This is a genomic window from Providencia sp. 6390 (assembly GCF_058148425.1).
Genome location: NZ_JBYVYL010000010.1, coordinates 22962 through 42808, shown reverse-complemented (window position 1 = coordinate 42808; position 19847 = coordinate 22962). Strand labels below are relative to the sequence as shown.

The 19847-nt window shown below is 43.6% G+C and carries 19 protein-coding genes; 14 read left to right on the top strand and 5 right to left on the bottom strand.

The window, feature by feature from the left end; genetic code table 11:
• Nucleotides 1–21: 21 nt before the first annotated feature.
• The 3 genes from AC3Z9T_RS18215 to AC3Z9T_RS18205 form a co-directional block, all read right to left on the bottom strand.
• Complete coding sequence (locus AC3Z9T_RS18215; RefSeq protein ID WP_490127512.1) at nucleotides 22–516, bottom strand: DUF2569 family protein; 495 nt, start codon at nucleotides 514–516, stop codon at nucleotides 22–24.
• Between the two features lie 152 nt (nucleotides 517–668).
• A complete protein-coding gene (locus tag AC3Z9T_RS18210; protein WP_490127511.1) occupies nucleotides 669–1028 on the bottom strand; it encodes a DUF488 domain-containing protein in 360 nt (119 codons plus the stop codon).
• Nucleotides 1029–1069: 41 nt separating this feature from the next.
• Entirely contained in the window at nucleotides 1070–1627 is a 558-nt protein-coding gene (locus AC3Z9T_RS18205) for a DUF2569 domain-containing protein (RefSeq protein WP_490127510.1), read from the bottom strand.
• Nucleotides 1628–1764: 137 nt separating this feature from the next.
• On the opposite strand from AC3Z9T_RS18205, the gene AC3Z9T_RS18200 reads away from it, so the two are divergent.
• The gene (locus AC3Z9T_RS18200; protein WP_490127509.1) at nucleotides 1765–2664 is read left to right on the top strand and encodes a DNA-3-methyladenine glycosylase family protein; all 900 of its coding nucleotides are present in this window, start codon (nucleotides 1765–1767) and stop codon (nucleotides 2662–2664) included.
• 200 nt (nucleotides 2665–2864) lie between these two features.
• Here AC3Z9T_RS18200 and poxB read toward each other — a convergent pair whose 3' ends face one another.
• A complete protein-coding gene (gene poxB, locus AC3Z9T_RS18195; protein ID WP_490127508.1) occupies nucleotides 2865–4589 on the bottom strand; it encodes a ubiquinone-dependent pyruvate dehydrogenase in 1725 nt (574 codons plus the stop codon).
• A gap of 886 nt (nucleotides 4590–5475) precedes the next feature.
• On the opposite strand from poxB, the gene proP reads away from it, so the two are divergent.
• The 3 genes from proP to AC3Z9T_RS18180 all read left to right on the top strand — a co-directional run bounded on the left by proP (nucleotide 5476) and on the right by AC3Z9T_RS18180 (nucleotide 8825).
• Nucleotides 5476–6978 carry a glycine betaine/L-proline transporter ProP gene (gene proP / locus AC3Z9T_RS18190; RefSeq protein ID WP_490127507.1) on the top strand — a complete coding sequence of 501 codons (1503 nt, stop codon included), beginning with the start codon at nucleotides 5476–5478 and terminating at the stop codon, nucleotides 6976–6978.
• 26 nt (nucleotides 6979–7004) lie between these two features.
• On the top strand, nucleotides 7005–8450 hold the full coding sequence (phrB, locus tag AC3Z9T_RS18185; RefSeq protein WP_490127649.1) for a deoxyribodipyrimidine photo-lyase: 1446 nt from the start codon (nucleotides 7005–7007) through the stop codon (nucleotides 8448–8450).
• A 63-nt stretch (nucleotides 8451–8513) separates the two neighbouring features.
• Nucleotides 8514–8825 (top strand): monooxygenase, encoded by a 312-nt coding sequence (locus tag AC3Z9T_RS18180; protein WP_490127506.1) that lies wholly within the window; start codon nucleotides 8514–8516, stop codon nucleotides 8823–8825.
• Between the two features lie 59 nt (nucleotides 8826–8884).
• Here AC3Z9T_RS18180 and paaZ read toward each other — a convergent pair whose 3' ends face one another.
• Nucleotides 8885–10948: a phenylacetic acid degradation bifunctional protein PaaZ gene (gene paaZ, locus AC3Z9T_RS18175; protein ID WP_490127505.1), complete on the bottom strand. Its 2064-nt coding sequence runs from the start codon at nucleotides 10946–10948 to the stop codon at nucleotides 8885–8887.
• A 317-nt stretch (nucleotides 10949–11265) separates the two neighbouring features.
• On the opposite strand from paaZ, the gene paaA reads away from it, so the two are divergent.
• From paaA to pcaF, 10 genes are read left to right on the top strand one after another with little or no spacing between them, the layout of a single operon-like run.
• Nucleotides 11266–12204 (top strand): 1,2-phenylacetyl-CoA epoxidase subunit PaaA, encoded by a 939-nt coding sequence (paaA, locus tag AC3Z9T_RS18170; protein ID WP_490127504.1) that lies wholly within the window; start codon nucleotides 11266–11268, stop codon nucleotides 12202–12204.
• Between the two features lie 32 nt (nucleotides 12205–12236).
• Nucleotides 12237–12524: a 1,2-phenylacetyl-CoA epoxidase subunit PaaB gene (paaB, locus tag AC3Z9T_RS18165; protein ID WP_490127648.1), complete on the top strand. Its 288-nt coding sequence runs from the start codon at nucleotides 12237–12239 to the stop codon at nucleotides 12522–12524.
• Nucleotides 12525–12533: 9 nt separating this feature from the next.
• Nucleotides 12534–13292, top strand: coding sequence for a 1,2-phenylacetyl-CoA epoxidase subunit PaaC (gene paaC / locus AC3Z9T_RS18160; RefSeq protein WP_490127503.1), 759 nt, complete (start codon nucleotides 12534–12536; stop codon nucleotides 13290–13292).
• 4 nt (nucleotides 13293–13296) lie between these two features.
• Nucleotides 13297–13806: a 1,2-phenylacetyl-CoA epoxidase subunit PaaD gene (gene paaD / locus AC3Z9T_RS18155; protein ID WP_490127502.1), complete on the top strand. Its 510-nt coding sequence runs from the start codon at nucleotides 13297–13299 to the stop codon at nucleotides 13804–13806.
• A gap of 9 nt (nucleotides 13807–13815) precedes the next feature.
• Nucleotides 13816–14874 (top strand): 1,2-phenylacetyl-CoA epoxidase subunit PaaE, encoded by a 1059-nt coding sequence (gene paaE, locus AC3Z9T_RS18150; protein ID WP_490127501.1) that lies wholly within the window; start codon nucleotides 13816–13818, stop codon nucleotides 14872–14874.
• Between the two features lie 8 nt (nucleotides 14875–14882).
• The gene (gene paaF, locus AC3Z9T_RS18145) at nucleotides 14883–15656 is read left to right on the top strand and encodes a 2,3-dehydroadipyl-CoA hydratase PaaF (protein WP_490127500.1); all 774 of its coding nucleotides are present in this window, start codon (nucleotides 14883–14885) and stop codon (nucleotides 15654–15656) included.
• Between the two features lies 1 nt (nucleotide 15657).
• On the top strand, nucleotides 15658–16452 hold the full coding sequence (paaG, locus tag AC3Z9T_RS18140) for a 2-(1,2-epoxy-1,2-dihydrophenyl)acetyl-CoA isomerase PaaG (protein ID WP_490127647.1): 795 nt from the start codon (nucleotides 15658–15660) through the stop codon (nucleotides 16450–16452).
• A gap of 1 nt (nucleotide 16453) precedes the next feature.
• Nucleotides 16454–17992 (top strand): 3-hydroxyacyl-CoA dehydrogenase, encoded by a 1539-nt coding sequence (locus AC3Z9T_RS18135; protein ID WP_490127499.1) that lies wholly within the window; start codon nucleotides 16454–16456, stop codon nucleotides 17990–17992.
• Nucleotides 17989–18426 (top strand): hydroxyphenylacetyl-CoA thioesterase PaaI, encoded by a 438-nt coding sequence (paaI, locus tag AC3Z9T_RS18130; protein WP_490127498.1) that lies wholly within the window; start codon nucleotides 17989–17991, stop codon nucleotides 18424–18426. Before AC3Z9T_RS18135 ends, paaI begins: the two co-directional genes overlap by 4 nt.
• Complete coding sequence (pcaF, locus tag AC3Z9T_RS18125; protein ID WP_490127497.1) at nucleotides 18426–19628, top strand: 3-oxoadipyl-CoA thiolase; 1203 nt, start codon at nucleotides 18426–18428, stop codon at nucleotides 19626–19628. Before paaI ends, pcaF begins: the two co-directional genes overlap by 1 nt.
• Nucleotides 19629–19847: the final 219 nt, after the last annotated feature.

The window sequence follows — 19847 nt, the reverse complement described above, 5'->3', positions numbered from 1 at the left end:
GTTCTGACGACTAATAGAACGTTAACGCGTAAACGTCTGTTTCACTCTTTCAGAAACCAAAAAATAAGGGATCCAAATGAAACAATAAAACCCGCTGTTAACCACCGTCATCACATAACCATATTTGACTTCAATACCAAATAGGTTTGGGAACACGAAGCGAGAAGCGATAATCATCAAACTGTATAACAACATAGTAATAATAAATAAGGTCTTGGCCTTTTTTTGCCATTTTAGTGCAGCCACAAACGCCCATATGAACAATACAGCTAATATGCCATAACTCACTTGTAACGCATAAAACGCCGCAGAAAAACCACTAATATAAAAATCAGAGTTCACATCTGTGACTAAATGCCACACCGTTTTAACTTGATTAATATCGAATAACACCATCATTAAGGTTTGATATAGCATATAAAACAAACCAATCACAGGGAAAATAAGCCATCCACCAATCCCCTGTAGTGGCGCTTTTTGTGAAGCCGTTGCAGCAGTCGGCTGGTTTACATCCATTTTTAATAACCTTATTTCTTAATCTACTCTAAATAATTCAAGATGCAGCTAAGCGACAAATAATTGAGTCGTAAGAAGCATACAGAAGTATGTAACTAGTGCGAACGAGTGCAGTCACTTATACCTCAACTACCTCAACGAAAAGCGGCAACTTAAAGTATGACGAGTATACTATTTTCTAGGTAAGACTGAAGCACCCTAGCTTGATTATGCTCCCGATCCTTAGCGCTGTACAACAATGTTAAATTACCCTGTTGTATCTTTTTTACCAAAGCTTTCCATGCATCTGCATTCTGATCTAGCTCTTGATGATAACGCTCTACAAACTCTTCAAATCGGTCTGTATGTTGATGAAACCATTTACGCAATTCATTGGATGGAGCAACCGCTTTATTCCACTCATCATACTGCAAATCAGTTTTTCTTATTCCACGAGGCCATAACCGGTCAATCAGCACACGATATCCATCTTCTGGTGAAACTGGATCATAGACTCTTTTACAGTAAATCATGCCCCCTCCTTTCAACCATCGAATTATTTAGAGTATATTCGTTAATTCACAAAGGTATTTTTCACCCTAACTGAGACTAAAAAATAAGGTATCCAAATAGCACAAACCACTGCACCTCGCATAATGTCTATAATATCTTTGTCATCGACAGGAACTGAAAGCAATGCTTTGACTAGCATAACATCCGTAATAACTAATACTAATGAAAATGCGTAGAAGAAAATAATTACTTTCACTGTTAATTTATTTTTAGTGAAAAAAAGATAACAGAGGTACAACAGCGTTGCATAAAGAATGGCATTACCCATAACTTCAAAATAGGTTAATTCCTTAAACAACGGCATAAAATAAGAGGATGTTGGATCTGTTAACAAAGTCCAATATTCAAATACATCTGCGTAGGCTGCCCAGAAAGTGAGTGGCAAATAAAATAGAGAGATAATGATGCCAATCATTGGCAATATTAACCACCCACCCAAGCCTGCTGGACTTAAGGACGGTTTAACCTCACAGGTGGTACTTAGTGTATTCGGAATATCATGAAGAAATGCCTTATTGCTACCCTCATGCACTGAGCGATCTTCTGGATCCTTCATCATCACATCCTTGCTTTGTTTTATTCAACAGCATCAGATTAAACTCTAACTCTTTTCTTATCGGATAACTAGGATAACACCCTTGAAATCAAAATTAATAATGCCAAAATGCGTTGTGTCACAATATAAAGGTTCACACCATGCCAACTGCAACCTCACAGCTTATTCTACCTGCTAATTTTCGTGCTGATGATTTTTTTGCATTTCATTTAAGAGATAGACAAAACATTGCAGAAATCGTTGAAAATAATGTGCTCCGTAAAGGCATACTTTGTAGTAACTTGCCGGCGCAATTGATTATTGCTATCAATGAACAGACCGCCTCAATCACACTAGAAGTAGATGGTTCAAATAATGCCACCAGCGATCATAAAATGGTTGAAATTGGTAAGCATATGCTTGGTTTACAACAATCAATTGAACAATTCGAAACGCAATATTTATCTCATCCCGTCATTGGCCAATTAATTCAGCGCCAACGTGGCCTGCGCATCTATCAATCAGCCAGTGCATTTGAAGCATTAGTATGGGCAATTATTGGCCAACAAATTAGTGTAACTGCAGCAATTGCAATACGTCGACGTTTTATCCAAGCGGCAGGAAGTATGCACTCATCGGGTATTTGGTGCTTTCCTGACGAGCAACAGGTTGCCGCCATCGACGATGACACCTTACGGCAAACAGGTTTTTCTGCGGGAAAAATTGTCACGATCCGTGCACTTTGTGCCGCTATTATTGATAAACAGATCGATTTATCGCTGCAAGTGGATCCACACAATCAACAGCAGCTCACAAATCAACTGCTCAGCCTAAAAGGCATCGGCCCATGGACGGTGAGTTATGCACTTTTGCGTGGTTTTAATTACCTTGATGGCTCATTGCATGGTGATGTGGCTGTGAGACGCAATTTACAACCATTATTAGAAATGGAAACACAACCGACCGCAAAAGAGACCGAAAAATGGTTAGCAGAGTTTTCGCCTTGGCGTGCTTTAGTCGCAGCACATTTATGGCGAAGCCAGTCTGCGGCAGGATATTAAACCCGCCATTTTAATCATGGCGGGTGAGGTTGTTGACGAAGCGGGATAAAAGCATGGTTTTTCCCGCTCCGTGTTATCAGTCGAAAATCAATAAATTGATTTTCCTAATTGATGTCAAAAACCCTAACGACCGCCGCCAAACACAATACGTTTGTCAGCGGTCTGACCCGCCATTTTAATCATGGCGGGTTATTTATGTTCTAACGTAACCAGTTAGTTTTTGCTAATTCAACCACTTCATCGCCTCGACCACTGAGGATGGCTTTCAGCATATACAAGCTAAAGCCTTTTGCCTCTTGCGCATTGATCGTTGGTGGCATTGAAAGCTCTTGTTTTGCCGTCACAACATCCACTACCACTGGGCCATCATGGGCAAATGCTTCTTTCAGTGCTGCATCAATGTCTTCACTTTTCTCCACGCGGATCCCTTTAATACCTGCTGCATTTGCTACCGCAGCAAAGTTAGGGTTATGCAGATCAGTTCCTTCTGTTAAGAAGCCACCAACTTTCATTTCCATCGCCACGAAGCCAAGCACACCATTATTCAGGATAACCACTTTCACCGGCAGATTCATTTGCGCTAGTGATAACATATCACCCATCAGCATGCTGAAACCACCGTCACCACTCATTGTCACCACTTGGCGTTTCTTATCGACAGACTGAATACCCATCGCTTGCGGCATCGCATTTGCCATAGAACCGTGGTTGAATGAACCGATTAAACGGCGCTTACCATTCATTTTCAGGTAACGAGCAGCCCATACCGTTGGTGTGCCCACGTCACAGGTGAAAACGGCATCATCATCAGCTAATTCACTGATTCGGCTGGCTAAATATTGTGGGTGGATCACCCCTTCTTTACCCGGTTTTGCCAAATCATCGAGCCCTTTACGCGCCTCAACATAGTGCTTCAGTGCACTATCTAAATGGTGACGATCTTGTTTAACCTCTAAATGAGGCTGCAACGCAGTTAAAGTCGCTTTAATATCACCAATCATACCCATATCGATATGACAATGTGAGCCCAAGCTCCCTGCATTGATATCGATTTGAATGATCTTAGCGCCTTGAGGGTAGAACGGACGATATGGGAACTGAGTACCTAATAGAACAACAGTATCCGCATTCATCATCGCATGATAACCAGATGAGAAACCAATAAGCCCTGTCATGCCTACGCTGTATGGGTTATCCCATTCAATATGCTCTTTACCACGTAATGCATGTACAACTGGCGCTTTCAGAGTTTCAGCCAATTTGATCACTTCATCATGAGCACCTGCACAACCTGCACCACAGAATAGTGTGATATTAGTTGATTCATTGAGTGCATCTGCCAATTTAGCAATTTCAGTATGCTGTGGCATGATCAGGGGAGCCTGTGGCTGATACCATGTATCAACCGCATTTTCAGGCGCATCGCGCAGTGCGATATCACCAGGCAATACAATCACAGAAACGCCTCTTTCCAAGATGGCTTTGCGCATTGCAATACCAAGAACTTGTGGCAATTGTTCTGGATTAGAAATCATTTCGCAATAATGGCTACACTCACGGAACAACTCGGTTGGGTGAGTTTCTTGGAAGTAATTACTGCCAATTTCGCTCGATGGAATATGTGCAGCGATAGCCAATACGGGTACGCGGTTACGGTGACAATCATACAATCCATTAATCAGATGCATATTGCCCGGTCCACAGGAGCCAGCACAAACCGCAAGTTCGCCCGTCATTTGCGCTTCAGCACCTGCTGCAAACGCAGCCACTTCTTCATGACGAGTGCCTAACCATTCAATGGTTCCAAGGCGACGTAAGCTATCACTTAAACCGTTTAGTGAATCTCCGGTAACGCCCCAAATACGCTTAACACCTGCATTATCAAGAACTTTCGCGACATAGGTTGCAACAGTCTGTTTTTTCATAGTGGCACTCTTTTAAAGTCAGATTAGATTAAAATCATTTACGTAGGGTGATAATAAAACCCCTGTCATACTTCATTTTTATTAAATAATACTCTAAATAATTCGAGGTACAGCTAGGCGGCAAGTGAGTATGTCTCTGGGACCATACACAAGTATGTGGCCTGTGCGAATGAACGCCGCTCAACAACGCTGCAACTTGAAGTATGACGAGTATATATGCTGCATTCAGTGTAACTAATTAAACCCACTGTTCCTACCAGCTAAAACCAATAGCCAACAAGAACAGAACAATCATCCACTAATATCAAAAGAAGAGTCTAGGTTCAGCATAAATCAAGTTTTAACTTAAACTTAAAAATGACAAAAAAAATAATATTTACAATTATTTAATAAACTACGAAATAAGAATGTCAAATAAATATTCTAAATTATCGAATGCAAAATAAGGCGAACAATAAGCGAAAAGAATACCTGTAGCCAAGAGCTAATGTATTGAAAATAGTAAGAGAAATAAACGCCATTTTTTTAGACTAAACACACAAAATAATAGCATTAATTAGCATAAACAGCCGGCATTTTACATTTAATCGATATTATTATATAATTACTCAAATGTTAGGTCATATAAAGGTTTAAATTTTGCTTTTTCTATCTCATTTATTACAACAAAATTTCTCTCGTTATTCTCCTGTTCTGTGCACTTCTCCTCGCAATTATTAGCGATAGTTTTACCCTTATTATTAGTAAAAGTTCAACATTACATATTGCCCATATTGAGGGCTTTTAAAAATAATAATTAATTTATTGATGTGTACTGCAAATTATGACTAATCTAATAATGCAGCTCAGCACATTTTTGAAATTCAGACAATAGGATGATGCCATTATGAAGTTCAGAAAGAAAAAAGAAAAACCGCTAAATATTAACGACATCACCATCATTGACGATGGTAAATTGAAAAAAGCAATCACAGCTGCTTCGCTGGGTAATGCGATGGAATGGTTTGACTTTGGTGTATATGGCTTCTTAGCCTATGTACTTGGCCAAGTATTCTTCCCTGGCGCATCACCGAGCGTTCAGATGATCGCTGCATTAGCCACCTTCTCAGTCCCCTTTTTAGTTCGTCCATTAGGCGGCGTTGTTTTTGGGATTTTAGGGGATAAGTATGGTCGACAAAAAGTATTGTCCGTCACCATTATTATTATGGCGGTCAGCACCTTCTGTATTGGCTTAATACCGTCATATGCCAGTATTGGTATTTGGGCACCGATTTTATTGTTACTGGCTAAATTAGCACAAGGTTTCTCTGTTGGTGGTGAATATTCAGGTGCAGCGATCTTTGTTGCCGAATATTCCCCTGACCGTAAACGTGGATTTATGGGAAGTTGGTTAGACTTTGGTTCTATCGCCGGTTTCGTCCTAGGTGCAGGTGTCGTAGTGCTGATCTCCACGATTGTTGGGGAAGAAAACTTTCATGATTGGGGTTGGAGAATTCCATTCTTCTTAGCATTGCCATTAGGTATTATCGGCCTGTATTTACGACATGCACTTGAAGAAACGCCTGCATTCCAACAGCACATTGAAACGTTAGAGAAACAAGATAAAGCCAATATTCAAAACCCTCCGAAAGTATCTTTCCGTGAAGTGGTATCAAAATATTGGAAGAGCCTGATGATCTGTGTTGGCTTAGTTATCGCTACTAACGTCACTTATTATATGTTGCTGACCTATATGCCAAGCTACCTATCACATAACTTGAATTATTCGGCTGATCACGGTGTGTTAATCATCATTGCCATCATGATAGGTATGTTATTTGTCCAACCAATTATTGGTTTAACCAGTGATAAAATTGGTCGTCGCCCATTCGTCATTGCGGGTAGCGTCGGTTTGATCATTTTAGCTTACCCAGCCTTTATGTTGATTGATAGTGGTTCAGTTGGTTTGATTTTTGTTGGCTTACTGATTTTAGCTATTTTACTTAACTGTTTTACTGGGGTAATGGCGTCTATTTTACCTGCGATTTTCCCAACACATATTCGCTATAGTGCTTTAGCAATCGCCTTTAATATTTCAGTTCTGATTGCTGGTGCCACACCAACTGTCGTGGCTTGGTTAGTTGAATCAACCAACAACCTGTATATGCCAGCTTTCTATTTGATAGTTATCGCTCTGATTGGTTTGTATACTGGGATCAAAATGCCAGAAACCGCCAATAAACCACTTAGGGGGGCAACACCTGCGGCATCTGACCGTGCTGAGGCGAAAGAGATCTTAAGCGAACACTATGACAATATTGAACAAAGAGTAGAAGATATTGAGCAACAAATCGCCGAGCTTGAGAAAAAACGCCAATCGTTAATCAATCAGCATCCAAAATTGGATTAAATATTGATATATACCGGAGGTAGATGATGACGCAATTACAAACTTGCCATATAGTCTGGTTTCGTAACGACTTAAGAGTTATCGATAATAAAGCGTTATCCTCTGCCTGTGCTGATCCTAAAGCAAAAGTACTCGCTGTGTTTACCGCCACACCGAAACAATGGCGAGCACATGATCTCTCACCACGGCAAATCACTTTTCTACATCAAAACTTACTTAAGTTACGCCACTCACTGGCTCAATTGGCGATCCCCTTGGTTTGCCATACCACAGATGATTTTTCACAAGCGGCACAATGGGTGCTTGATTTTGCACAACAGCAGCAAGCTGATCATCTGTTTTTCAATCGCCAATACGAGCTGAATGAACATCAACGTGATGAGTGGTTAATCCGTCAGTCGACGTCTTTTCATATCCATGCCTTTGATGATGCCTTGTTATTAGCGCCCAATTCAGTGACAAACCAAAAGGGCGAAATGTACCAAGTCTATACGCCATTCCGCCGTGCTTTTATCGCTCAGTTAGTCACTACGGATTATTCATCATACCCAGCACCTAAAGCTCGAGGGAAAGCGCTCATCGTTCCTCAGTCATCACAACTGTTTGAAGATGATTTTGTCGACATTGCTCCTCATTTCCCCGCTGGTGAAACTGCCGCACTTCAGCAATTGAGGCAATTTTGCCGCATGAAAGTACAGGATTATTCACAACATCGTGATATTCCAGCCATTGAGGGCACCAGCCAATTATCCCCTTATTTAGCCGTTGGCGTATTGTCACCACGGCAATGCTTAAACCGTTTACTGGCCGAAAATCCACACGTTTTCGATTCACCAGACAGCGGTGCATTTACATGGCTGAATGAGTTGATTTGGCGTGAATTTTATCACCATCTGCTAGTCGCTTTCCCTCGCCTATGTCGACATCAACCGTTTATTGAATGGACGCGATATATGCAATGGAATACCTCTCAAGAAGATCTTAAAGCATGGCAAAGCGGTCAAACAGGATACCCTATTGTTGATGCCGCAATGCGTCAGCTCAATGCGACAGGTTGGATGCACAATCGACTCAGAATGATCACCGCCAGTTTTCTAGTCAAAGACTTACTGGTTGATTGGCGCCTTGGTGAGCAATATTTTATGCAACAGCTGATTGATGGTTCATTAGCGGCAAACAACGGTGGTTGGCAATGGTCAGCATCAACAGGAACCGATGCCCAGCCTTGGTTTCGCATCTTTAACCCAACCACCCAAGGACAGAAATTTGATCCCCATGGCGAGTTTATTCGCCACTGGCTGCCTGAACTACAGGCAGTACCTAACAAATATATTCACTCCCCTTATGAATGGGCTGAAGCCAATCAGCTTCAGCTGAACTATCCAAAGCCGATTGTTGATCATAAACAAGCACGTTTAAACACGTTAGAAGCCTTTGAAGCCGCTAAACGTGACAGTTTGAAAACCCATTAATCATCAAAGTAATGATTTAACTTAATCAGTATACTGTGATCAGCAAATCAAAAAGGAGCGGTTATGCAGGTTATTTTACAGGTTGATTTCCCCTATCAAGGGCCTTGGGGTGATGAAATGGCGGGAGCAATGAAAGAGCTTGCCGAATCTATTAATCTAGAGCCGGGTTTTATTTGGAAAATATGGACAGAAAACCCATCCACTAGCAAAGCAGGTGGCATCTATCTATTTGCATCACAGCAGCATGCTGAGGCTTACCTTACAAAACACAGTGCTCGTTTAAAATCCTTTGGTGTGCCTGAAGTACGAGGCGAAATTTTTGCGGTCAATAACGCGCTTAGCCAGCTCAACCAAGCGCAATTTATTAATCATTAATATTGCCTGAAGGGAAAAACCTAACACAACGGTTTTTTCCTTATCGATAGCTATCACGACTACGCAAAATCCCCTTCACGGCGTTCAACTAGCGTCAGAATGCTATATAACGCAACCGCCACACCATGTTGATTGAAAACTTGAACATCCCACTCAACCACACCGTTTGGCTTATCTTCTGCGGTTTTTTGCACTTTTTTAATTTTCTTCTTACAAGTCAAACGCACTTGAATAGTGTCGCCGATTTTCACAGGCTCAATAAAACGCAAATTTTCCATTCCATAGTTCGCAATTACAGGGCCAACAGCTGCATCAACAAATAGGCCAGCAGCGGCAGATACCACAAAATAACCATGAGCGACGCGTTCACCAAACAGTGACTGTGCCGCACCTATTTTATCCATGTGAGCATAAAAATGGTCACCACTGAGACAAGCAAAATTGACCAAATCAGCTTCTGCGACGGTACGCCTTGCCGTTAATAACGTGTCACCAATGACTAAGTCTTCAAAATATTTTCTAAATGGATGCACAGGATCGGTATGCACATCTGCTCCACGGATCCATTGTTTAGTCACCGCGGTCAACATCGAAGGGCTTCCTTGAATGGCCGTTCGCTGCATGTAGTGTTTAACTGCCCTTAATCCACCCAGCTCTTCACCTCCCCCTGCTCTACCTGGCCCACCATGCACTAACAAAGGTAGAGGTGAGCCATGACCTGTCGATTCAGCCGCCGCAGCCTCATTAAGGACCAACATCCGCCCATGGGCTCTGGCACTGTGGCGAATAACCTGTTGGGCGACTGACGCCTCTGCCGTCACCACCGTTCCAGCGAGACTTCCCCCCCCCATAATTGCTAGTTCAACGGCCTGCTCGGTTGTCTGATAGCCCATCAGCGTCGCGACAGGACCAAATGCTTCCGTTTCATGCACGGCCTGATAAGTATAGGGGTCGGCACAGTACAACAAAGTTGGCGGGTAAAATGCTCCTTTTTGGATATCACCGCCCATCACGCTAAAATCTTGAATTGTTCCACCACAAAGTATTTCACAGCCATTTTGTTGCAAGAACAATACTTTTTCTTGAACATCATCACGCTGTTCTTGATTAATCAAAGCTCCCATACGAACACCTTCAACGGCAGGATCACCAACAGTAACCCCAGACAAACGTTTCAGTAGGGCTTGCTTGATAACTTCCAATTGTGACTTGGGTACGATGATGCGGCGAATAGCAGTACACTTTTGCCCTGCCTTTGATGTCATCTCACGTACAATTTCTTTAATAAATAAAGAGAATTCAGGCTGTTCTGGCTGTACATCCACACCAAGAATGGCGCAGTTAAGAGAATCCGCTTCCATAGTGAAAGGAATCGATTTTTCACGTAACCGTGGATGAGATTTTAATTTCTGCCCTGTTGCCGCAGAACCTGTAAATGTCACAACATCTTCAAAATCAAGGTGTTCGAACATTTCACCTATACCGCCACAGATTAGCTGTATTGCGCCTTCAGGCACTAATCCACTTTCAACCATTAAACGCACCATTGCTTGCGTTAACTGCGCTGAAGCTGTTGCAGGCTTAACAATAGCAGGCATGCCCGCTAACCACGTTGGCGCGAGCTTTTCCAACATTCCCCAACAGGGAAAATTAAACGCATTAATATGCAGGGCAACACCACGACGAGAAGTTAAAATATGGCGAGCGATAAACTGCCCTTGCTTGGACAAAGGGATCATGTCATCTTCAGGCCAAATAGTATCATCCGGTAATTCACGATTTGCTAGCCCTGAAAAAGCAAATAGCGTTGCGATCCCCCCTTCAATGTCTACCCAACTATCAGCCTTGGTTGCCCCTGTTTGTGCTGATATTTCATAAAGATAACCTTTACGCTCTAATAAATATTTTGCGACTGCTTTAAGCATTTGCCCACGCTGCTGAAAAGTCATTGCCGCCAATGCATCACCACCGTACTTACGCCCATAAGTAAGGCTATCAACTAAAGGTAAGCCCTCAGTTGTCACTTCATATAAGGCTTCACCAGTCAACGAATGATAGATTTTGCGGCTCTCGCCCTCACCAAATAACCATTGACCTGTTATATAACTTGTTAATTGCTGCATTACGCCCCCAAAAGAAAACAATAATCAACATTGATGTTGAAATATGTATCATAAACTCAAGTTGAAATGCCAATATAAATTTAACAAATAAATAACCAAAACCACCAAAAATCACTCAAAAGCCCTTTAACACCACCATTTGCACAAAATTAACCAAATGAATTTAAATGACATTTTATTTTTAACTGTGAGGTACATCGCAAAACACAAACAATTGGCATTGATTTTTTTGTTAACGATTCCTAGCATTAATGTTAAATAATTATGATTCATTTTTTATTTTAATGAACTAAAATTCGAATCATTTAGGTGAGCAAATGAATAATCAGAACCAAGAAAATTTTGCAAGTAAGCTCGAAACCGACATCAATATTGAGCCAAAAGATTGGATGCCCGATGCCTACAGGCAAAATCTGATCCGTCAGATCGGTCAGCATGCCCATTCAGAAGTGATTGGTATGTTACCTGAAGCGAATTGGCTGACCCGCGCGCCAACACTTAGGCGTAAAGCGATCCTATTAGCCAAAATTCAAGATGAGGCAGGACATGGTCTTTACCTCTATAGTGCCGCTGAAACGCTGGGTTGTTCGCGCCAAGACATCTACCAAAAGATGCTTGATGGCAAAATGAAATATTCCTCAATTTTTAACTACCCCACCCTCAGTTGGGCAGATATCGGTGTGATTGGCTGGCTAGTAGATGGCGCAGCCATTGTTAACCAAGTTGCCTTGTGTCGGGCTTCATACGGCCCTTATGCACGCGCTATGGTGAAAATTTGCAAAGAAGAGAGTTTTCATCAGCGCCAAGGTTATGAAGCAGTTACCGTTCTTGCCAATGGCACTGCACAACAAAAAACTATGTTACAAGACGCCATCAATCGTTTTTGGTGGCCGGTGTTGATGATGTTCGGCCCCAATGACAGTGATTCCCCACACAGTGCACAAAGTATGGCGTGGAAAATTAAAAGATTTAGCAACGATGAGCTACGCCAGAAATTTGTTGATAACACCGTCCCTCAGGTTGAAGCACTCGGTATGACTATCCCTGATCCTGACCTGCAATGGGATGAGTCACTTGGTCACTATCGTTTCGGCGAAATTAATTGGGAAGAGTTTTATCAAGTGATTAAAGGCGAAGGAATTTGTAATTACGAACGCGTTGAAGCTAAACGTAAAGCTTGGGAAGACGGGGCATGGGTTCGTGAAGGTGCAATGGCGCACAGTCAAAAGCAACAAGCAATGCAGTCCGCTGCTTAGTGACAGATTGTATTGATAAAAAAGGAAAAATGATGAGCAATCAAGATTGGCCATTATATGAAGTTTTTGTCCGTAGCAAACAAGGGCTATCCCACCGCCATGTTGGTAGCCTACATGCTGCTGATGACCAAATGGCGTTAGAAAATGCACGCGATGCTTACACACGCCGTAGCGAGGGGTGTTCCGTCTGGGTAGTCAAAGCCACACATTTAGTCGCTTCACAGCCAGAAGATAAAAGTGCCTTTTTTGATCCGGCTGACACTAAGGTTTACCGCCACCCAACGTTCTATACCATCCCTGATGGCATCAAAAACATGTGAGGGTGAAAAATGAACCAATACGAAGCACTCAAACAATATGTTTTACGACAAGGTGATACGCCGTTGATATTGGCACAGCGCCTCTGTGAATGGTGTGGTCACGCCCCTGAGCTGGAGATCGATCTTGCGCTGTCGAATATTGGTTTAGATTTATTAGGGCAAGCCAGAAACTTTCTCGCCTATGCAGCGACGCTGGCAGGCGATGAGTCTGATGAAGACAAAATCGCCTTTCTGCGTGATGAACGTGAGTTCTGCAACTTATTACTCGTCGAACAGCCTAATGGCGGTTTTAATGACACATTAGTTCGCCAATTTTTTATCGATGCCTATCACGTACCGCTTTACCAAGCACTTATTCACAGCGCAGATCCACAGCTTGCCGCCATTGCCGAAAAATCGCTGAAAGAAGCCCTTTATCACTTACGCTTTAGCCGCCATTGGATGATCCGTTTAGGAGATGGCAGCGAACAGAGTCACCAAAAAATTCAACTGTCGGTCAATCAATTATGGCGATTTACGGGTGAATTATTCCATGCCGATGATATTGAAATTGAACTGGCTAAAGTGGGTATTGCCGTCGACCCTCGAAGCATACAGCCACAATGGTTAGCAACCATCAGTGAAACTTTTGATCAGGCGACCTTAGCGTTACCTGAGCAAAATGCCTATCGCACTGGAGGTAAACAGGGCTGCCACACCGAGCACCTTGGTATCCTTTTGACCGAGTTGCAATTTGTTCAGCGCACTTACCCTAATTGTGAATGGTGATGTTATGCAACAGAGACAACCGCTAAGTGGGTTACAACCGCCGCAAATCCATCAAATTTGGCAGCAATTACAGCAAATACCCGATCCTGAATTGCCTGCGCTTTCGATTACTGATCTTGGCATGATCCGCAATGTGTTAGCAACGTCGAATGGCTGGAAAGTCTTGTTTACACCAACTTATTCAGGTTGTCCTGCAACAGAATTTTTACTCAATGAGATAAAACATGTTTTAGGCCGCGCAGGCTTTTCACATATCGAAATAGAAGTGGTTCTTACCCCTGCATGGACAACCGATTGGATGAATCAAAACGCAAAACAGCGCTTGCGCGATTTTGGTATTGCTCCACCTGCTGGAAAATCCTGTGAACATCCAGAACAATCAGGGCCGATCCACTGCCCACGCTGTGATAGTCAACAAACTGAAAAAATAAGCGAATTTGGCTCCACGGCATGTAAAGCCTTATATCGCTGTTGTGAATGCTTCGAGCCTTTTGATTACTTCAAATGTATTTAGGGACACACTATGACTGTATTTCATCGTTTAAGTATTGCGGCTATTGAACGTGACACGCCTGATGCGGTAGCTGTGACATTCAACGTTCCCAACAGCTTACGCAAGCAATATCACTATCGTCCGGGCCAGCACCTCACACTTAAAGCATTAATTAATGGTGAAGATTTACGTCGCTGCTACTCCATCTGTAGCTCACCAGATGAAAACACATTAAAAATTGGTGTTAAAGCAATTCATAAAGGGCGCTTTTCAAATTTTATCAACCAACAACTGAGTGTTGGTGATAGCCTTGATGTGATGATCCCACAAGGTAAATTTGGCTATCAGCCCGAAGCCAATACCCAAGCTCATTATCTTGCCGTGGCGGCGGGGTCAGGGATCACCCCCATCCTCTCAATCATTAAATCCACGCTACAAACTGAGCCACACAGCCATATCACTTTAGTTTATGGCAATAAAAATAGTCGCTCAGTCATGTTTAAAGAAGTTATTGCTGATCTTAAAAATCGTTTTGCCCAACGCTTTCAAGTGCTCTATTTATTTAGCCAAGAACAACAAGAGAGCGCACTACTCAGTGGGCGTATTAACAAATCGCAGTTAATGGCGCTCGGTCAACGATTACTCAATTTCAAACAATACCACCGTGCCTTTGTTTGTGGTCCAGAAGCCATGATGGACGATGTGCAATTAGCATTGATGGAATATGGAATGAAATCAGAGCATATCCACAGTGAACGGTTTAATACCTCAACACTGAAATTTAGGCCACCAGCGGCTGTCGCATCTGATAATCGCCAAGTTAGCCTGCAACTCGATGGGCGAACGATGACAATCACCATGGACAGTCAAGATGACAGCATTCTCGATGCGGCATTACGTCAAGGTGCTGATCTGCCCTATGCATGCAAAGGCGGAGTTTGCGCAACCTGCAAATGCAAACTCCGCTCGGGTGAAGTTGAAATGGGCGTGAATTACAGCCTCGAACCCGATCAGATTGCTGAAGGCTACATATTAAGCTGCCAATCATGGCCGAAAGGCGATGGTGTAGTACTCGATTTTGATGTGTAGGAGGAAAAATGAAAACAGATTGGATCCTAGCACAAACAAACCACCGAGTACGGACATTAACCTTAAACCGTCCAGAGGTACGTAACGCCTTAAGTACTAATTGCCTAGAGCAGCTCGTCGAACAGCTTGAGCAAGCTGATAGCGATCCGCATATTGGCGCGATACTTATCACAGGAAACTCTCGCTTCTTTGCCGCTGGCGCTGACCTGAAAGAGCTACGACAACAGACAGTAGCTTCTGCGATCACGGATAAACGCCCTTCTGTTTGGCGCCGTTTTGCCCAAATCACCAAACCCATTATTAGTGCAGTAAACGGTTATGCATTAGGTGCTGGCTGCGAACTAGTACTTGCCAGCGATATTGCCATTGCCGGTCAATCGGCTCGTTTTGGCCTTCCTGAAATCACATTAGGGCTAATACCCGGAGCCGGTGGTACACAGCGTTTAGTACGTGGCGTAGGTAAATCCCTTGCAATGCATATGGTACTCACTGGAGAAGCAATTGATGCACAACACGCCTTACAGGCTGGGTTGGTAAGCCAAGTTTGTGTTGACGAACTAACCGTTGAATATGCGCAAACAATCGCACAACGCATTGCAACACATGCGCCACTGGCAGTGAAGGCTGCCAAAGCCGCCATTAATGCAGCTCAAGAAATCTCACTTACCGATGGCTTACAGCTTGAGCGCCAATATTTTGTTGGGTTAGCCGGTACAGATGACCGCCAAGAAGGCATCAATGCTTTTTTTGAAAAACGACAACCTAAATTTACAGGACAATAATATGCCAGACAGCGCAATGATACTAACTACGCAACAAGCGGGCGTGCTAACTATCACCTTAAATCGACCCGATAAGCTCAATAGCTTCAATGATGAAATGCATCACCAACTCAGTGAAGCATTGAAAATTGCTGAACGTGATCAAGCTGTTCGCTGTTTAGTGATTACTGGTGCAGGTCGCGGTTTTTGTGCTGGGCAAGACCTCAATGACCGCAATATTACCGCCAGTGACCAAGCGCCTGATTTAGGGTATTCCGTGGAAACCTTTTATAACCCACTCATTCGCCGACTCACTAGTTTACCAAAACCAATAATCTGTGCAGTCAATGGTGTTGCTGCTGGAGCAGGTGCTGCCATTGCCTTAGCGAGCGATATCGTTATTGCTGCTAAAAGCGCCAATTTTATTCAATCTTTTTGCCGTTTAGGCTTAGTTCCTGACTCAGGTGGTAGCTGGTTTTTACCTCAATTAGTTGGACATGCACGAGCCATGGGCATGGCGCTACTTGGCGATAAAATCAGTGCAGAGCAAGCACTCGCGTGGGGCATGATCTGGCAAGTCACTGAAAACGAGCGACTCACCGATACCGTTAATACATTAGCCCAACATCTCGCAATCCAACCCACGTATGGATTGGGGTTGATTAAGAAAGCTATCTACAGCGCTGCTACCAATACACTAGACGAGCAATTAGACCTTGAACGCGATTTACAACGTTTAGGCGGTCGTAGCGAAGACTATCGCGAAGGTGTAAACGCCTTTTTAAATAGGCGCGACCCCATATTTAAAGGGCGCTAACATGACTTCAATAATCAATACTGTTGCTGTCATTGGTGCTGGAACTATGGGTATTGGCATCGCGCAAGTCGCGGCCACCGCAGGGCACGATGTATTGCTTTTTGATATCAATACCCACGCACTTGAGACAGCAAAACAGTCATTAACTGAGCGATTAAATCAACGCGTCCAACAAGGTAAAATGCAAGCTCAAGCAGCGGCAACCCTGCTTTCACAAATTACCTTAGTTCATAGCATAGTGGAGCTAGCGCCTGCTCAATTGGTCATTGAAGCCGTTGCCGAAAAATTAGCTATCAAGCAAGCTATTTTTAGCCAACTTGAAGATATTTGCTCTCAAAGCACCCTCTTTGCCAGCAATACTTCGTCATTATCCATTACTGCAATTGCAAGCCAACTCAAGCACCCCGAACGGTTCGCTGGCCTACACTTTTTCAACCCAGCACCGATAATGAAACTGGTTGAAGTGATCCGTGGAAGAGAAACCGCCGAGCCAGTCATTGAACAGCTAAAAACCCTCGCTTTAGCATGGGGCAAAGTCCCCGTAGTGTGCCGTTCAACACCTGGATTTATCGTTAACCGCATCGCGCGCCCTTTTTATGCGGAAACTCTACGCGCACTTGAAGAACAAATCGCATCTCCGGCTACGCTCGATAGTGTGCTACGTGATGCAGGCGGCTTCGCAATGGGGCCACTACAACTCACTGACCTCATCGGTCATGACGTGAACTATGCTGTCACTGATTCCATTTTTCAAGCATTTGGTTATGACCCTCGCTTTCAAACCTCCTTTGAACAATTAGAGTTGGTACAAGCAGGACATTTAGGCCGCAAAATAGGCCGTGGTTTTTATCATTATCATGAAGCAACACCGCTCCCTAGCGCCAAAATCGCAGAAAAAATCCCTCACAACAATTCAATTTTAATTACCGCTCGAGGCGCTTGGCAAAGTTTACCCACATTTGCGCAATTGTTACGACAAAACGGGATCCTCCTCGAAGGATCTAAATGTGACGCTCATGAACAGCCAACACTTTTTATCGGTAATGTTATGGTTATGTTAACTAACGGTGAATTAGCGTCTATTGAAGCGCAAAAACACCATCAAAGCGTAGTTCAATTTGATTTATCGGCTGACTATTGCAAGGCAACAGCGATTACTATCAGTTGCGCAGCACGAAACAGCCAACAAGAAAATCAAGCTGTCATCGCCTTTTTTCAATCACTAAACAAGGATGTGATCGTGCTACCTGACTACCCTGCATTACTCACAATGCGCACAGTCGCCATGTTATGTAATGAGGCGTTAGATATTGTGAATAAAGGAATTGCGACTCCAAAAGATACCGATAACGCGATGCGTTATGGCGTTAACTACCCAAAAGGCCCTCTCGCTTGGGGATTAGAGATTGGTTGGCAACAAATTCTTTATACGCTAGAACAGCTTACTAAGTTTTATGGTGATGGTCGCTATCGAGCTAATCCATTACTTAGGCAATTGGCGGCAGGTTACCAAACGCTACCAGCTAAGGATCTTCAATGAATACATCAACAGATATGACACTGGCACAACGGTCGGCACAGGTTATGTATTGCGATGATGCATGCGCAAAAGCGATGGAAATATCCATTGAGCAAGTTTCTGAAGGCTTTGCGCAACTGTCTATGAGCATTACGGCACAAATGCTAAATGGCCACAAAACCTGCCACGGCGGGCAATTATTTAGCCTAGCAGATACCGCTTTTGCTTATGCATGCAACAGTCATGGACTTGCTGCCGTGGCATCCAGTTGCTCGATTGATTTTATCCGCCCAGGCTTTGAAGGCGATACGCTTACTGCAATTGCGCAAGTGAAACATCAAGGCAAGCGTACTGGGTTATATGAAGTTGAGGTGACCAATCAACATGGAAAAACCTTGGCTTGGTTTTCAGGACGAGCTCATCGCCTCGGCCATTGCTTAACAGGAGAAGAGTGATGAGAGATGCCTTTATTTGTGATGGGGTCAGGACTCCTATTGGGCGTTATGGTGGTGCACTTTCCTCTTTACGCCCTGATGATCTTGCCGTTATCCCCTTAAAAGCACTAATGGAAAGACAACCTCAGCTCGATTGGTCACTCACTGATGACATTATATTAGGTTGCGCAAATCAGGCAGGTGAAGATAACCGTAATATTGCAAGAATGGCAGGTTTGTTGGCTGGCCTTCCATTATCTGTCTCAGGCACGACAATTAACCGCTTATGTGGCTCAGGGCTTGATGCAGTTGCACTCGCAGCAAGAAGCATCAAAGCGGGCGAAGCGAATTTAATGATTGCAGGTGGCGTTGAATCAATGAGTCGCGCCCCTTTTGTGATGAGCAAATCAGAGTCTGCTTTCTCACGGCAACCACAACTGTTTGATACCACAATTGGCTGGCGTTTTATCAACCCATTAATGGAGCAGCAATTTGCAACTGACTCTATGCCTGAAACAGCAGAAAATGTTGCTCAAGAGTACGCTATCAGCCGAGCTGATCAAGACCACTTTGCCTTACGCAGTCAACAACGCACCGAGCAGGCACGGCAACATGGTATTTTTGCGCAAGAAATTGTTCCTATCACCATCACACATCGCAAAGGTGACATTGTGGTCGCAGAGGATGAGCACCCTCGCCCTGAAACCACTTGGGAACAATTACAGAAACTCAAAGCACCTTTTCGCCATAACGGTTCAGTGACTGCGGGTAATGCATCTGGGGTAAATGATGGTGCAGCGGCACTGATTATCGCTTCTCAAGAAACGGCGAAGACACAAGGGTTAGTTCCAAAAGCACGCATTATCGCTACCGCAACCTGTGGAGTGGAGCCACGATTGATGGGGATTGGGCCACTCCCCGCAGCACAAAAAGTACTGAAAATGGCGGGGCTCACAATTGAGCAAATGGATGTCATTGAGCTCAACGAAGCTTTTGCCGCTCAAGCACTCGCCGTGCTGAGAGGATTAGGGTTAGCTGATGATGCACCACAAGTGAATCCAAACGGAGGGGCTATTTCCTTGGGTCATCCACTGGGTATGAGCGGGGCGAGATTAGCGATCACCGCCACCAATGAGTTACATCGCCGACAAGGCCGCTTTGCTCTATGCACCATGTGTATTGGTGTCGGCCAAGGAATAGCGATGATTATTGAACGTGTTTAATCAGTAAATCGCTGTCTGTATCTGGTCGTTGTTCTATTTATACTCTAAATAATACGAGGCGCGGCTAGCCGATAAATAAATAAGTCGCTAGGGGCATACATAAGTATGTAACTGAGACGAATAAGCACCACAAATCAAGTATGACGAATATATAAGGCCTGAACCCTACATTACTTTCTCAGGCTATAGCTGCACTCAGCTCACTCTACCCACCCTGAC